Below are 14,602 nucleotides of genomic sequence, written 5' to 3' on the forward strand. Positions count from 1 at the left end.
GGCCCGCTACCACACGGCAATATGGGAATCGGCTCGCGGCTCGGTGCCGCCGCACAGTACACCAGTGTCCGGGTCACGGATGATGATCTGCCCTCGGCCATAGTTGATCAGGTCGCAATCAACCTGAATCTGGTGTCCGCGCCGTGCCAGCGAAGCCGCCAGGTCCCGAGATGCCCCCTGTTCGATGCCGACCTTCATTTCCCCCAGCCATTGCCACCGCGGAGCGTCCAGCGCGGCTTGGGGGTTGAGACCAAAATCAACCAGATTCATGACCATCTGCACATGGCCTTGGGGTTGCATATACCCCCCCATAACGCCGAACGGTCCCACCGGTACGTCGCCTTTGCTGATGAAACCGGGAATGATCGTATGAAAGGTTTTTTTGCCCGGAACCAGGCAGTTGGCGTGCTCGGGATCGAGACTGAATTCCTGCCCGCGGTTCTGCAAGGCGATGCCGCTGTCGGGCAGCACCACACCGGAACCGAAGCCGTGGTAGTTGCTCTGGATAAAGGAGACCATATTGCCCTCCGCATCCGCCGTGGCCAGATACACCGTACCACTGGAGTGGGGGGTGCCGGGCTTGGGAGTCTGAGCTTGATCAACGATCTGTTCACGGCGCTGGCTACTGTAGGCATCGCTGAGAAGGTCAGCCACCGCCACACGCATGTGCAGCGGATCGGTGATGTAATGCAGGCCGTCGCTGTAGGCCAGCTTCATGGCTTCCAACTGACGATGCCAGGTCTGCTGGCTGTCTCGGTGGTCGAAGTCGAAGCCCTGAAGGATTTTCAGGGTCATCAGGGCCACCAGCCCTTGCCCGCTTGGGGGGATTTCCCACACATCGTAGCCGCGGTAGTTGATGCTGATCGGATCCACCCATTGAGCGCGATAGTCCCGCAGGTCGCTGGCTCGCAGGTAGCCGCCGGTGGCGCGGGAATGGGCATCCAGACGCTGAGCCAGGTCGCCGCGATAGAGACTTTCGCAAGCGCTGTCCGCCAGTTCTTCAAGCGTTCGGGCTTGCGCCGGGTTGCGGAATAATTCACCGGCCTTTGGCGCACGACCTTCAATCAGGAACGTGTCGAACCAGACGTCGAGCACTGGGTCTCGATGGGGGCCGAATTCATCCAGAGCGGTCTGCCATTGTCGGGCGACCACCGGTGACAGTGGAAAGCCATCCCGGGCCAGACTGATGGCGGGCTGCAGCAACTCGGCAAAGGGCAGCTTGCCGAAACGTTTGGACAGCTCCGCCCAGGCCGAAGGGCAACCGGGCACCGTGACCGGCGTCCAGCCATAAAGCGGCATCTGCTCGTGACCACTCGCTTTGACGGCATCAATAGTCAGTGCCGCCGGCGCGTGGCCGTTGCCGTTGAGTCCGTGTAATCGGCCTTTGCTCCAGACCAGGGCGAAGGCGTCGCCGCCCAAGCCGCAGCCAGTGGGTTCAACCACAGTAAGCGCTGCTGCCGTGGCAATCGCGGCATCAATCGCATTGCCCCCTTTGCGCATGATCTCGATGCCGGCCTCGGCAGCCAGTGGCTGTGAAGCCGCGACCATGCCACGGCGGGCAAACACGCTCTGACGTTGCGACGGATAGGGATATTCGTGGGCAGAAAATTTCAACATGGCAAAAGTTCTTCCAAACAAGGATTCATTGGCCGCAGGTGTCCGGTTTCATTGCCGGGTGAAAAAAGACCCGACTGAGAAGGTCAAAGCACGCGACTGAGAAAGGCCTGGGTTCGCGGGTGAGTCGGTCGACTGAAGATCTGTTCCGGCGGCCCCTGTTCGATCAGTTCCCCCTGATCGAGGACCACCACGCGGTCAGCGACTTCTCGGGCAAAACCCATTTCATGGGTGACCACCACCATGGTCATGCCGTCATCGGCCAACTGTTTCATCACCTGCAACACCTCACCGACGGTCTCCGGATCGAGGGCGCTGGTGGGCTCGTCGAACAGCATGGCCTGGGGTTTCATCGCCAACGCCCGGGCGATGGCCACGCGCTGTTGCTGTCCACCGGACAACATCGACGGGTAATGCATGGCCTTGTCCGCCAGACCGACCCGCGCGAGCAAGGCCCGGGCCTGTTCCAACGCTTCGGCGCGTGGCACGCCGAGCACCTGGATCGGTGCCTCGATGATATTTTCCAGCGCGGTCATGTGGGGGAACAGATTGAAACGCTGGAAGACCATACCGATGTCCCGACGCTGGCGAGCGATGTTGCGCTCGGAGTCGCGCACCAGGCTGCCATCTGCGCGCTCGCGGTAACCCATGGAGCGACCGTTGACGCGAATGCGCCCACCCTGAATGTCTTCCAGCAGATTGATACAGCGAATGAAGGTGGTTTTGCCTGAACCCGAGGCGCCGATCAACACCACCACTTCACCGCGCCGCACCTGCAAGGAAATCCCCTTTAGAATCTCCAGGTCACCGAAGGACTTGTGAATGTCCAGGGCCTCGATGATCAGTTCTTCACTTTTGTGCGCCATGCTTAACGCCCCCTCAGCAATTTCAGAGTGCCGCGGCCGAACATGCGGCTACCAGCCGCTGGCGGTGCGGGTCGATCGGACTGTCCGAAACGCGCCTCCAACCAACGCTGGAAGAAGCCCCAAAGGGTGGTCAGCAGCAGGAAATAAATCGCCACCACCAGGTAGAGTTCAAATACCCGGAATGTCGCCGAGGTGACCATTTGCGTGCTCAGCAGCAATTCCTGCACGCCAATCACACTGACCAGCGTCGTATTCTTGAGCATCACGTTGAACTCGTTGCCCAGCGGAGGAACGATGACCCGGAACGCCTGAGGCAGAACGATTCGCCGCATCAGTTTGGCGAAGGTCATGCCCAGCGAACGCCCAGCCTCGTATTGCCCCTTGTCCACGGCGCCGATCCCCGCGCGGATGATCTCGGCCATGTAGGCGCCTTCGTTCAGGCCCAGGGCGATGATCGCAGCCTGAATGTTGCCAGGCACCACCAGACCCAACAGCTCCACGTCCTCGAAACGGAAGATCCCGCCGGCGGCCAATGCGGTGTAGAGAAAAACGATCTGCACCAACAGCGGCGTGCCGCGCATCAGCCACACGTAAAACCGTACCGGCAGGTTGAGTAGCGGGTTGCGCGACAGACGCATCAGCGCCGCCGCCAGCCCCAGTACACAGCCTAACGCCATCGCCAGCACACTGATCAGACAGGTCAGCCAAAGTCCGGTGAGGTAAACCCCGCTGGGCTGCAACAGGTATTGCCAGAACACATCCCAATTGAAATTCATCAAGCGTTCACCTCAGTCGAGTGTGTCGCTGGAAACATGCCATTTGCTCAGCAACTGCACGTAACTGTCATCGCTGCGCATGTCAGTGATGATCTGTTGTACCGCTGCAGTGAGCTGCGGATCATCCTTGCGAATTCCCAAGCCAGTGAGAATCCGGCTGAAGGCCGGCACCCCTTCCTCGAACAGATCAGGCGCCATGGCGGCGTAGTAACCGGCGGTTTCCACGGTGGTACCGTAAGCGTCTACCTGACTGATGCGCAGCGCCTGAAAGGCATCAGTATCGCTGTTGTAGACCACCAGTTTCATTGGGGTCTTGCCAGCCTTGGTCAGCTTTTCGTTTTCGGCGTCCAGCAGAGTCTTGATCGTCGAGCCATTGAGTACTGCCACCTTGTGCCCGGACAGTCCATCCAGGGTTTTGATGCCCTTGGGATTGCCTTTCGGGACGACCACTGACTGGCTGGAATACATGTAGTTGACGATGTCGATCACCTCCCGCCGTTCGGGCTTGTCGAACAGCTGATCAACGATCATGTCGCACTGCTGGGCGAGCAATGCCGGCAGCAGCCCGGAGAAAGGAATGACCCGCCATTGCACCGGTTTGTTTCCCAGGCGCTTGGCGATTTCGAGCCCCAGATCGACCGTCAGGCCCCTGGGTTTTTGCGCCTCATCGAAAGACACCAAGGGCGGTGAATCCATGCCCGAGCAATACGTGAGTTTGTCGACCTTTTGCAGTCGCTCCGGCACCTGGGGCGCGGCAACCGCCCACTGTGCACAGAGCCCGAGGGATACAGCCGCAAGTAACATATGGCGTTTATGCATGACGAGACACTCCAGTTGTTTAGTAACGGGGCAGTACTCAAAGTCAAAACACTGTCGGGTTTAAGCCCGATTCTATTTTTCCGATTGCAGAAACTGGATCAGCGCCGGCACCGTACCCTCGATGTGCTCGCGCACTATTGCCTCCGCCCGGTCGACATCGCCTGAGCGAATGGCATCAAGGATCACCGCGTGCTCCTGGCGAGCGCTCAAAGGTTTTTCGCTGTGTTGCAGCCACAGGCGCATTGGCGCCTCGATCAGCGAGTACAGTGCAGATATCTGCTTCATCAGCCGAGGGCGACCGCTGAGGCTGCACAGATATTCATGGAAAGCCCGATGAAGTCGGACCCACTCGGCGCTTTCGTCGCGGTAGTCATCCATCTCGTCCAGCATGCGTTCCAGAGCCGCCAGCTGGCGCTCACCGATCTTGCCCACGGCCACGCGAATGGCCAGCCCCTCCAGGGCACTGCGCATCTCGAAGACTTCGTGCAATTCGTCGAAATCCAGGCCACTGACTATGGCCCCGCGGTTAGGCCGCAGGGTGACGAGGCCTTGAGCATCGAGACGGCGAAAGGCTTCGCGCACTGGCATCCGGCTCATGCCGACTTCGCTGGCAATGTCCTCAGCGATCAGACGGTCGCCTTTGCGGTAACGACCGCCACAGATCGCTTCCAGCAGAAAGTTGTAAGCCTCCTCCTCGGCGGTCAGGGGCTGACGTTCAACGTAGGTGGGAGCGAATTGCATAAAGTCACCTTTTGCAGTTTTGTATCCAATTATCCATGGATTCAAAAAGGCAGAAACCGTGCCAGCCTGCCAAGAATTGCCTCAAGTTATTAATGGGAAAGGAGTTTCGACTAAAAAACTGGTGATCTTTAGATCGGCGTGACACTCGCCGTGTGCTACGAAATGGCCCAACGCGTCCCAAAATGGGTGAATAATGGTATCCAGGTAACAGCTCATTTCGCCTCCGAAGGCTTTCTTTCTAGCGAAAGAGCGCACTACAGAAATTAGCGCTTTAAAAGTTTTACTCGATTAAGTATTTTGCATGGATGATTGGGCGACATCCGCCCCCCCCCCCCCCTTTTTTTCATAGCGACAGGGACCTCCCGTGAGCGGACTACGTGAACGTCAGAAAGTCGAACGACGCCAAGCCATCAGCAAGGCGGCGATCGAATTGTTTGAGCGCCAGGGTTTCCAGAACACCACCATCGAACAAATCGCCAACCAAGCCGGGGTGTCGGCGCCCACCGTGTTCAAGTACTTCGGTAACAAGCAGGAAATCATTCTGGAAATCCTGCACGACGCCGACCAGCGAGCACTCAAGGACGCCCGCAGCCAGATGCCTGACATCAAAGATCCGGTCGATGCCATGTGTTACCTGGAGCGGCGGCTGACCGGTTACGCACTGGAGGTCATGCACCCCAGCCTCTGGCGTGAACTGCTGCCACTGATCCTGTTTGGCGGCGACAACGGACTGCCCGAAGGCTATCGCGCCATGAACGATGCGCTCCGGGCTGAAATCAGTGGATTGCTCAGAGAGCTGCAACAGGCTGGCAAGCTACGCGCTGACCTCAACGTCGACCTGGCCGCTTTCCTGTTGAACGACTATTCACACCTGCAGTTGTTCAGGCTGGTCAACCAGGAACCGCCGGATGTCGAGTCCCACTCCGCTCAGGTAAGGCATATTACCGAGCTGCTCTTTTACGGCATGCGGGCCTGAGAAAACACACAGATGCAACCACCTCGCAGGGTGTATGGCTGAAGGCCAAACACCAGAGGGGCGATTATTAAATCGAACGGCGGACCGGTATGAAAAAAGATAATTCGAGCAGTTCAACGATGGAGAGTTCACGCCTGGTGCTGGGCGGCAATGTCTTTGGCTGGACCGTCAACGAACAAGATTCGCTGAATCTACTCGACGCAGCGTTTGAACTCGGCATCAACACCTTTGATACCGCAGACGCCTATTCCATCTGGGCCAGTGGCAATAGCGGCGGCGAGTCGGAAGCCATCATTGGCAAATGGCTGAGTCAGAACAGCCACCGGCGTAGTGAAGTGAAGATTATCACCAAGGTCGGGGCCGAACTCTCGCCCGATCAACACGGGCTCTCGAAAGGCAGAATCCTGCAAGCCGTGGATGATTCGCTGCGTCGACTGCGAACCGATTACATCGATTTGTACTTCTCCCACTACCCGGATGCCTCGACAGCGCACGAGGAAACCCTGGAGACTTACAGCACGTTGATCGCCTGCGGCAAAGTTCGCTCGATCGGCGCATCCAACTACACCCTGGAAGATCTACAGGCCGCGAAATCCTCTGCCGATCGCCACGCCCTGCCCCATTACGCCTGCCTTCAGGTGGAGTACAACCTCTATGATCGCCATGACTTCGAACAGCAGTTGCGTTCTTTTGCCCTGGCCGAGGGTTGCGAGGTCCTGACTTACTTCAGCCTTGCGTCGGGTTTCCTCAGTGGCAAATACAAAGGCCTGAATGATCTGACGCATAGTGCTCGCCGCGAGGACCTGGAAAAGTACTTCGATGAGCGCGGCATGCGCATTTTGCACGCTCTGCATCAGGTGGCGCAGGAGCAGCAAGTCTCACCTGCGGAAATCGCCTTGGCCTGGGTCATGCACCAACCCGGCATTACCTCTGCCATTGCGAGTGCCACCAACCTGGAACAACTAAACAGCCTGGCGCGCTCGACGCAGCTGAGGCTGGATGCTCAAACCCTTGAGCGACTAGACCTCGCCAGTCTCCTTTAAGACTGGCTGTACGCGATAGCCCAGGCACGTGGCTGGCATGACCGGCCACAGCGCCCCTCACCTCAGGTCTTGAAACGCTCCAGCAAACGTCCTTGCTCTGTGGCCTGTCCACTGACCTCGGCGATGCGCTGCGCCGATTCACGTGCGCTGACCGTCAGGTCCTCGCTGAGCTGGCGGATGCGACCGACCGAATGGTTGATCTGCTCCGACACTGCGCTCTGTTCTTCGGCAGCACTGGCAATCTGGACGTTCATCTGAGCCACCCGACCTATGCCTTCACCGACGCCGTACAGCGACTCGACTAACGCACCAAATAGCGCCGCCAGTTCCTTGCCGAGATTCTGATTCAGACTCATCGAATGCACGACGCCGACGGTATTCTGCTGCAGGTCTTCGATGATCGAGCGCGTTTCCTGGATCGAGTCCTGAATGCGGCTGGACAGGTTGCGCACCTCATCGGCCACCACGGCAAACCCTCTTCCATATTCACCAGCCCGTGCAGCCTCGATCGCTGCGTTGAGCGCCAGCAGGTTGGTCTGTTCGGCGATGTCGCGGATGATGTCGAGGACGCTGCCGATCTTTTCGCTCTTGACGGACAGCTGGTTGACCTGACGGTTAGCGTTGGCCAGATCCTCGCCCTGACGGGCAACTATTTGGGTGGTTCTTTCGATCAGCCCCGTGCCGTCATCGATGGCCTGCAAAATAGCCCCCGTCGCTTCCGACGCCGATGCGGTATTGCGAGCAATCTCCTGCGCCGAAAGGTTCATCTGGTACATAGCCGTTGCGACCTGATCGATGTCCTGGCGTTGGTGCTCCATGGTTTGCAAGTTGGCGGTGCTGCCTTGGGCAGATATGGCCGCCGCCGCCCGCAACGCGGTCATCGAGCCCTTGAGCCGGGTGACGATAGGCTGCAATACATCAAGAAAAGCGTTTAGCCCGCTGGCCACCCCGCCCAGTTCGTCGGCACGGGCGTAGTCCAGGCGCTTGACCAGATCGCCTTCGCCACGGGCGAGATCGTCGGCCATCCGCGACATTGCCTGCAGTGGTCGTACGATGCTCCGGGACGCGAGCCAGATCACCACCAGTCCAAAAACCATCAGCGCCAAGCCCATCAGCACCTCCTTTTTCACGGCCCCGAGCAGGTAGTCATTCATCGTTTCGTGCAACTTAAGCAGCGGTGCGAACATCTGCTTCGAGGGTACCTTGACCACAATGCGCCAGGGCTCGGCCCCTGGAATGGGTGAGAACGTCTGACTGACGAGCAAATCCTGCAGCGGTCGTGATTGTCCTGGCAATAATGCGGAAGACTCCACGCTAGGTTCCTTGAATTGACCGCCCAGTGCATCCTTGTCCAGCGTACTGCCAGCAACCAGTCCAGAGGCGCTGACAATCCACACATCCCCACCCTGCCCCGGCAAGCCTGCTTTGGCGGCCAGGGATAAGGCTTGAATCTGGCTTAACTGAATGTCGATACCCAGCACCGCCACCACGCGACCGTGATCGATCACTGGCAGGGTCAGCGAGGTCATGAGAATCGGACTGCCAGAGGCATCATCGAGATAGGGATTCAGCAGACAAGGCTGCATCGTTCGTAGCGGGCAGTCATACCAGGTGCGGGACACCTTGCCGTCGGCCATGGGCGTGTCGTCAACAATGCTCTTTTCTTGCACCGTGACTTGCTCCATCTTCCCGCCGCTCTGGCGAAACCAGACCGGTGCAAAACGCCCCAGCTCGTTGCTACCCAGTTCGCTCTGTCCGGCAAAGCGCGCGTCCTGCCCGTCGAAAGCGTTGGGCTCGAAGGCGACATAAGTGCTAATAAACATCGTATTGGCTTGCAAGCTGGCCTGCAACTGCCCCGTGATGTAGGCCCTGGCGCGCTCTGGTGTCAGCGCCCCACTACGGCTAAGCGACATGATTCGCATGACCTCCGCTGATGAGGTCTCACCGACGCGCAGGGCATCGCGGAAAAACACCTGGACGCCAGAGGACTGAAAACCGACGGACTCGGCCACGCGCTCCTCGATAGCCTGGGTCAGGCTGGCAGAGGTCAACCCCTCGGCGCGCTGACTCAAGCCACTCATTTCCTTGATTGCGGTGCCGATCAGGGCCAAGGCCAACAGTGTCAGGCATAGCCCGACCAGTAGAATAATTCGGGCTCGTAAAGTGACAAACATGGCGCGTCTCCTGTGCCGAGCGGCTACACAAAAAAATGGCGACATGCCTGTCGCCGATCAGAAAATGAGCCCGTCACACCGCCCTGCACTGCCTGTCGTCCACACGCGTCCAACCGGCGATGCGCGCCGGCGACAAGGGTTGACAGAGGCCGTACTCAACAGCAGAAGTGAATCTCGGGCATCAATAGAAGCGGTAGCAGCGAATCACCACCTGGCTTGCGTTAGGGTAATGAATCAGGCCGATAAAGCTTGCGCGGGTGAGCCAGTCCAGGCGTCCCTTGGGTACTTGAAACACCGGCGTGCAGGTGCAGTGATACTCCGTCTCGGGAATCGGCCACTGACCTTGCCGCTCCAGCTGACGACCGTATTCGGTCATGTTCAGCAGACCGACGTTATGGATGTTGATCAACGCTCCCTCATCGGTGCGCAAGCTGTACCGTGCGTCCAGTTGACCGACGCCGTCAGGGCGCAGCAGGAAGAAATCTTCGCCCCCGGCCAGCACCTGACCTTTGAAGTCCAGCCCTTCGAAATCCCCTCCGAGAATAGGGTAGTTGCAACGCATCCCCTCGACGCTCTCCCCCATCATCAGCTCAGGGCCAATATCGACACGCAGGGTCAGCACCCGTTGCAGGTTGGGAGCAACGCCCATCAACTCCAATGGTTCAGTCATGGCAAACACTCCTGTGTGGCCCGGTACAACAGCACCGGGCCACAATGATCAGAGATTGGTCTTGATGCTGGTCCAGGTGCGAGTGCGGATGCGCTCCATGGCTGGCGGCATGGGCTGTAAAGCGAACAGGGTTTTGCGAGCTTCGTCCGGCACATACATGTTGGGGTTATTACGGATGTCGGCGTTCACCAGCGCGGTGGCATCCTTGTTCGGGTTGGGGTAACCGATCTTGTTGCTGATTCGGGCGATCACATCGGGGCGAAGGATGTAGTTGATGAACTCGTAGGCCTCCTTGGTGTGGGGCGCGTTAACCGGCACCATCATCACGTCTGACCACATCGGCGCACCCTCCTTGGGTAACGCCATTGCCACCCTGACACCCTTGCCTGCGGCATCGGCCAGCTGTTTGGCCAGCGCTACGCCGCCCGACCAGCCCACGGCGACACAGATGTCACCGTTGGCGAGGTCCATGCCGTAGCGCGACGAGTTGAAGTAGGTGACGTAAGGGCGAATCTTCATCATCGCCGCCTGAGCCTGCGGGTAGTCCTCGCGTTTCTGGCTGTTGGGGTCGAGGCCCTTGTAGTGCAAAGCGATGGGCACGATCTCGTTGGCTGCATCGAGGAAACCGACACCACAACTGGCCAGCTTGGCGAGGTTCTCTTCCTTGAAGATCATGTCCCAGGTGTTCATCTGCACATTGGCGCCCAGAATCTGCTGAACCTTGTCGACGTTGTAGCCGATCAGCGTGGTGCCCCACAGGTAGGGCGCAGCGTAACGGTTGCCCGTATCACCCACCGCCTCCAGGGATTTCATGAACTCCGGGTCCAGATGCTGCCAATTCGGCAACTGGCTGCGGTCCAGAGGCTGGACGGCACCCGCCGCGATCAAGTGGCTCAGGTTGGCGCTGCCGGGGTAGACAACATCATAGCCAGAGTTGCCGGTGAGCAACTTGGACTCCAGGGTCTCGACGCTGTCGAACACGTCATAGATCGGACGGATTCCGGTTTCCTCCTGAAAGCTCTTGAGGATCTCCGGTGGCAAGTACTCGATCCAGTTATAGATCCGAACCGTGCGCTCTTCAGCCAGGGAAACGCCCGCCGTCAACAACGACAGCGCAACGGACAACAGGGTGCTACGTACATGCTTGTTCATAATGAAACACTCCTACGCGGCCGCGGGGCTCGCGACACTTAATAGCGGTAGGTGAAGTACAGTTCCAGCGCGCTGAATTTCTGATCATCGCCGAATACTTGCTTGGCAGCGGCCAGCGGCTTGACCCAGTTATACGACAGTGACGTATAGAACGACGGAGTCGGCGTCCAGTCGAGGAAAACCACGCTTTCATCGGCAAAGCGCCGATCGCTGACGGGGGCGCCCATGTAGTTTTTCTCGTCCAGCCAGAACTGATAGTGAATCGCACCGAGGGTCAGGGTTGGGTTCAGGTGAGTTTTGAGTGAGAACTGCTGAACGTTTTCATTGCTGTTGAACAACAGGTAGTTACCAACAACATCCCCCACCAGCCAGGTGCTCCAGTCGACGAAGCCTTTACTCAGCGAGTCCCAGGCTTTCTGGCGGTTGTCGGTGAGGTTGTCATCGCCGGAAAAACTGGTATAGCGATAGCCGATGACCGGCGTCAGGGGCAAGGTATTGAAGGCATAGTCCGCCTGACCATACCAAGCCTTGGCATCATAATCGACGCCCTCGCCGCTGCCTTTCTCCAACGCGTATTCGGCGTTGAGCGTCAGGGCGGACACACCCGGCACTTTGGCGTTGAGTGCCCTTACGTTGTACACCTGCATTCCGTCCCGGAATCGAGGGGCCGTGCTGCCCTTGGGGCCCAGCGCATGAACTTTCATTGCCATGGCACCCAGCGTCACCTGGTCATCGAGGTTGTAATCCAGGTTGACGCCTGTCATGCGGAAGTCACCCAGATCGTCGTCGGTACGCAAGGTGAAGGCCTGGCTCTTCAATGCCCCATGATCCCAGGCCAGGATCGCCGAATCCTTGAACGCGGTTCTTGGGCCAAGCCAGTAGGCGCCGTCATCGAGCTGGTCAAGGTTGCCGTCCATGACGATGAAGCCTGTACCGATCATGTAGTTCTGGCGCCCGGCAGTCAGCGTCCATTCCCCGGTGCGGAAACCGCCGTAGAGTTCTTCGGCGGCCACATCACCGTCAGAGCTGCGCGTAAAACCGCCGGCGTCGCCATCGCCGAAGGTTGTCGCCGCCACGAGCGAGCCTCCGGCCAAAAGGCTGAAGTCGGGCTGCAGGGCGTAATCCAGCTTAATACCTGGCTTGACGTAGAACTCCTGCCAGTCGATTTTCGTGCCGCCGTTTTTGCCGCTGCGCGTATCGACGCGGCCGGCGCCGAAGTTGACGTTACGGGTGGAAAGGGTCGCACCGCCGGCGGTGAGGTTGACTTCACCCTGGAGGTTGCCGTCCTCGAAGGTGTAGCCCGCCAACGCAACGTGGGTGGTCAGGGGTAAGCCGAGCGCCAAGAGCGCTCGAGAGAAACGCGTCATCGAAACCATGTGAAGCTCCTGTGTGATTATTGTTGTTACAGGGCAGTGAAATGGCGGCGCAAAGCGCCGCCAACACCTGGCTGAGCCAGGCGAATAGGACGCAAACTTCTTGTATTTATGGGGCGTTTCAGTGGCTCAGATGTGCAGCAATGGCACGCAGCATGCGCACGCTGTCAGCATCGAACTGGCTGACGGCGTCGGTCAGCGATGACTGCTTGACGATCACCACACCGGACGGCTTATCGACAAACAGGTATTGGCCGTGAATACCACCCGCCATAATCGCCTGGCTGTGGTCGTTGAAGACGTACCACTGGCTTCGGTAAGAAGCGCCGGGGGTCCATTTGGAGAAGTCGGAGTCTTTGGCGTAGATCGTCGGATCGGCGCCGGCGAAGAGGCGTGCGACCGTCTCGGTTGACAGCAGTTGCAGTTCATCCTGGCGACCATCGTTGGCCAGCAGGCGACCGAAACGCGCCATGTCACGCAAGGTGGCGCTGAAACCCGCACCGGCGACGCTACGTCCCCAGGGGTCGGCCATAAAGTAGCCGTCACGCTCACACCCCAACTGGTTCCAGATTTCTTGCATCAACAGATCGCAGGCCTTACCCGAGGCGCGCTCCATGACCCAAGCCAAGGCTTCGGTGGTGGCGGTCACGTAATGAAAAAAGCCGCCGTGGGTGCCGCGTTTTTTTAGAGACGGCAGGTACTGGTACAGCGACTCGAACTGGGCGTACTGCGCAGGTGCAGGCTGAAAACCGCAGGCATAGCCATATTGCGAACTCTCCGAGTTGGGGTCGTCATAGACCTCGCTGTACTCGATGCCCACGGCCATGTCGAACAGCTGGCGTACGGTGGCATCACCAAACGCGCTGCCCACCAATTCAGGCACGTAATACGCAGCGGGCAACGTTGGGTTGAGTACACTGTCACAGACCAGTTGTTCACCGAGGGTGCCGATCAGCGACTTGGTCACCGAGAACATGATGTGCCGATCCCGGGGACGCTGACCGTTGAAGTAGCGCTCGAACAACACGGTGTCGCCCTTCATCACCAAAAAAGCATCGGTCTGACTGGCCACCAGGTGATCGATGACGCTGACACTCAGACCACATTCACTGTCGAAGTGCAGCTCATCCAGCGCCTGTGGAGATTCTTGCAAAGTACTGACCGGCCCGGAGCCCGCCTGCACATCAATGGAGGGACGCAGGCGCGCCAGATTACGGAAACCCCACTGGTTGAACGGCGGGCGCATCCAATTGTTCCAGGTGACGCGGCGTTGCGGCTCTGCCGGGAAGCCCTGCATAAGCAAAGGCGCCTGGCGCGCGTCGAATGACGATCCATTAGTCTCGACGTAAAGACTGGCCAGTGAAGGCACGGTGTTCTGACTCATCGGGTTGACCCTGAAAATGACTCTGCGTGCGAGCAGATGCAGGGAAATAATTACCCGATATTTTATTTTAGTCAATAAACCTTTTTTCTCGATTAAATTACTTTGAGCGTTCAGCGTGGACCTACCCTCCTCTGGTGTCGCGTGTCACCGCCCGGTAAGTGCACAACTCCTGAAAGCGGCCTCAAATCCCGCCCTCGCCAGCAAACCATTGAGTAGCATTCTTCCAATCGCCCCAGGTTCGTTCGAACCTTCTGAAACTGGCTGCCGACTGTGAGCATGTTGCTGCAATGGGGGGATCACGATGACGCACCAACCGAAAGGCGGCATGTGTCACACCTGCGTCCATGCCCACCGCAATTGCAGCAACCTTCCCTTCAGCACCATGCCCGTGCTTGCCCGGGACGCTCAGACCGTGATCGTCCGCGGCACTGAATTCCAGAGGAGACAGCGATGATCAAGTGCCTCTTCAGCCACAAATGGACGATCGTCGGCGGCTTACTTCATAGCATCGTCGATGGCTCGTGCCGCGGTGAGTACAAGATCGTTCAGTGCGAGCGCTGCGGAAAGCTGAAGCAGCGCCGATTTTACTAATCCCCCTCTTCCACCTACCAGCCTGCTGCTGAACGGCGAATGTCACCGGCACCACTGTGTCTCACAGGGTACTCCGTCATTGTCGCCATCCATTTCCATTCCTGGACAAATTTGCAGAAAGTTTTTGGCCTCTGCGCACGAGGTCATCTGCGAGCAATATTTGCGCCCATCGCATTTGACTGGAGCCGAAACAGGCTTCGGCGCAGTCACGATCGTAGAGATGATTTGGGGCGTGGATAGCCGAGCCTCAGCCCAGGACTGTAATTCAGGGGAAAGCTTCCAAGCTAACAGACCCACAACAAGCACAACCAAAATCAGTTTCATCTTGATCCATCCATGATGAGAGACCGTTTGCGTTCTCACGTTGCCTGCTTTCCAGCGTAACCCACAAATTCACATATAGCCTGCCGGTGAACGGCGGGC

13 protein-coding genes and 1 pseudogene are annotated in these 14,602 nt (G+C 58.5%); 2 read left to right on the top strand and 12 right to left on the bottom strand.

Annotated elements, in window-relative coordinates; all coding sequences use genetic code 11:
* Positions 1-6: 6 nt before the first annotated feature.
* The 5 genes from FBY04_RS03145 to FBY04_RS03165 form a co-directional block, all read right to left on the bottom strand.
* Positions 7-1,617, bottom strand: a complete 1,611-nt coding sequence (locus tag FBY04_RS03145) for a gamma-glutamyltransferase family protein (RefSeq protein WP_145314490.1) — start codon at positions 1,615-1,617, stop codon at positions 7-9.
* 83 nt (positions 1,618-1,700) lie between these two features.
* Complete coding sequence (locus tag FBY04_RS03150) at positions 1,701-2,480, bottom strand: amino acid ABC transporter ATP-binding protein (protein WP_084320064.1); 780 nt, start codon at positions 2,478-2,480, stop codon at positions 1,701-1,703.
* Positions 2,481-2,482: 2 nt separating this feature from the next.
* A complete protein-coding gene (locus tag FBY04_RS03155; RefSeq protein WP_084320066.1) occupies positions 2,483-3,256 on the bottom strand; it encodes an amino acid ABC transporter permease in 774 nt (257 codons plus the stop codon).
* A gap of 12 nt (positions 3,257-3,268) precedes the next feature.
* The gene (locus FBY04_RS03160) at positions 3,269-4,075 is read right to left on the bottom strand and encodes an ABC transporter substrate-binding protein (protein ID WP_084320068.1); all 807 of its coding nucleotides are present in this window, start codon (positions 4,073-4,075) and stop codon (positions 3,269-3,271) included.
* A 72-nt stretch (positions 4,076-4,147) separates the two neighbouring features.
* Positions 4,148-4,816, bottom strand: a complete 669-nt coding sequence (locus FBY04_RS03165; RefSeq protein ID WP_084320070.1) for a GntR family transcriptional regulator — start codon at positions 4,814-4,816, stop codon at positions 4,148-4,150.
* 364 nt (positions 4,817-5,180) lie between these two features.
* Between FBY04_RS03165 and FBY04_RS03170 the strand changes: the two genes are divergently transcribed.
* Both FBY04_RS03170 and FBY04_RS03175 read left to right on the top strand, forming a co-directional pair.
* Entirely contained in the window at positions 5,181-5,792 is a 612-nt protein-coding gene (locus FBY04_RS03170; protein WP_140678297.1) for a TetR/AcrR family transcriptional regulator, read from the top strand.
* Between the two features lie 89 nt (positions 5,793-5,881).
* Positions 5,882-6,835 (top strand): aldo/keto reductase, encoded by a 954-nt coding sequence (locus FBY04_RS03175; protein WP_084320074.1) that lies wholly within the window; start codon positions 5,882-5,884, stop codon positions 6,833-6,835.
* 62 nt (positions 6,836-6,897) lie between these two features.
* On the opposite strand, the gene FBY04_RS33120 is transcribed toward FBY04_RS03175, so the two are convergent.
* From FBY04_RS33120 to FBY04_RS03205, 7 genes and pseudogenes are all read right to left on the bottom strand, one after another.
* Positions 6,898-7,716 (bottom strand): methyl-accepting chemotaxis protein, encoded by an 819-nt coding sequence (locus FBY04_RS33120; protein WP_371927701.1) that lies wholly within the window; start codon positions 7,714-7,716, stop codon positions 6,898-6,900.
* A gap of 39 nt (positions 7,717-7,755) precedes the next feature.
* Positions 7,756-9,054 (bottom strand): annotated as a pseudogene (locus FBY04_RS33125) (HAMP domain-containing protein); the annotation flags it as partial.
* A gap of 136 nt (positions 9,055-9,190) precedes the next feature.
* On the bottom strand, positions 9,191-9,679 hold the full coding sequence (locus FBY04_RS03185) for a DUF3237 domain-containing protein (protein WP_084320078.1): 489 nt from the start codon (positions 9,677-9,679) through the stop codon (positions 9,191-9,193).
* A 48-nt stretch (positions 9,680-9,727) separates the two neighbouring features.
* Entirely contained in the window at positions 9,728-10,831 is a 1,104-nt protein-coding gene (locus tag FBY04_RS03190; RefSeq protein ID WP_084320079.1) for a polyamine ABC transporter substrate-binding protein, read from the bottom strand.
* Between the two features lie 38 nt (positions 10,832-10,869).
* Positions 10,870-12,207: an alginate export family protein gene (locus tag FBY04_RS03195; protein ID WP_084320081.1), complete on the bottom strand. Its 1,338-nt coding sequence runs from the start codon at positions 12,205-12,207 to the stop codon at positions 10,870-10,872.
* A 118-nt stretch (positions 12,208-12,325) separates the two neighbouring features.
* On the bottom strand, positions 12,326-13,588 hold the full coding sequence (locus FBY04_RS03200) for a serine hydrolase (RefSeq protein ID WP_084320083.1): 1,263 nt from the start codon (positions 13,586-13,588) through the stop codon (positions 12,326-12,328).
* 633 nt (positions 13,589-14,221) lie between these two features.
* A complete protein-coding gene (locus tag FBY04_RS03205; RefSeq protein WP_084320085.1) occupies positions 14,222-14,503 on the bottom strand; it encodes an excalibur calcium-binding domain-containing protein in 282 nt (93 codons plus the stop codon).
* Between the last annotated feature and the right edge of the window lie 99 nt (positions 14,504-14,602).

Origin of the sequence: Pseudomonas sp. SJZ080, assembly GCF_007828295.1 — a bacterium.
In the GTDB taxonomy this organism is placed as follows: Bacteria; Pseudomonadota; Gammaproteobacteria; order Pseudomonadales; family Pseudomonadaceae; genus Aquipseudomonas; species Aquipseudomonas migulae_A.

Bases quoted from the DNA above. Each gene is read 5' to 3' on its own strand.
- FBY04_RS03200 (WP_084320083.1), bottom strand. From the start codon at position 13,588: ATGAGTCAGAACACCGTGCCTTCACTGGCCAGTCTTTACGTCGAGACT.
- FBY04_RS03145 (WP_145314490.1), bottom strand. From the start codon at position 1,617: ATGTTGAAATTTTCTGCCCACGAATATCCCTATCCGTCGCAACGTCAG.
- FBY04_RS03160 (WP_084320068.1), bottom strand. From the start codon at position 4,075: ATGCATAAACGCCATATGTTACTTGCGGCTGTATCCCTCGGGCTCTGT.
- FBY04_RS03195 (WP_084320081.1), bottom strand. From the start codon at position 12,207: ATGGTTTCGATGACGCGTTTCTCTCGAGCGCTCTTGGCGCTCGGCTTA.
- FBY04_RS03155 (WP_084320066.1), bottom strand. From the start codon at position 3,256: ATGAATTTCAATTGGGATGTGTTCTGGCAATACCTGTTGCAGCCCAGC.
- FBY04_RS03185 (WP_084320078.1), bottom strand. From the start codon at position 9,679: ATGACTGAACCATTGGAGTTGATGGGCGTTGCTCCCAACCTGCAACGG.
- FBY04_RS03150 (WP_084320064.1), bottom strand. From the start codon at position 2,480: ATGGCGCACAAAAGTGAAGAACTGATCATCGAGGCCCTGGACATTCAC.
- FBY04_RS03165 (WP_084320070.1), bottom strand. From the start codon at position 4,816: ATGCAATTCGCTCCCACCTACGTTGAACGTCAGCCCCTGACCGCCGAG.
- FBY04_RS33120 (WP_371927701.1), bottom strand. From the start codon at position 7,716: ATGACCGCGTTGCGGGCGGCGGCGGCCATATCTGCCCAAGGCAGCACC.
- FBY04_RS03190 (WP_084320079.1), bottom strand. From the start codon at position 10,831: ATGAACAAGCATGTACGTAGCACCCTGTTGTCCGTTGCGCTGTCGTTG.
- FBY04_RS03205 (WP_084320085.1), bottom strand. From the start codon at position 14,503: ATGAAACTGATTTTGGTTGTGCTTGTTGTGGGTCTGTTAGCTTGGAAG.
- FBY04_RS03175 (WP_084320074.1), top strand. From the start codon at position 5,882: ATGAAAAAAGATAATTCGAGCAGTTCAACGATGGAGAGTTCACGCCTG.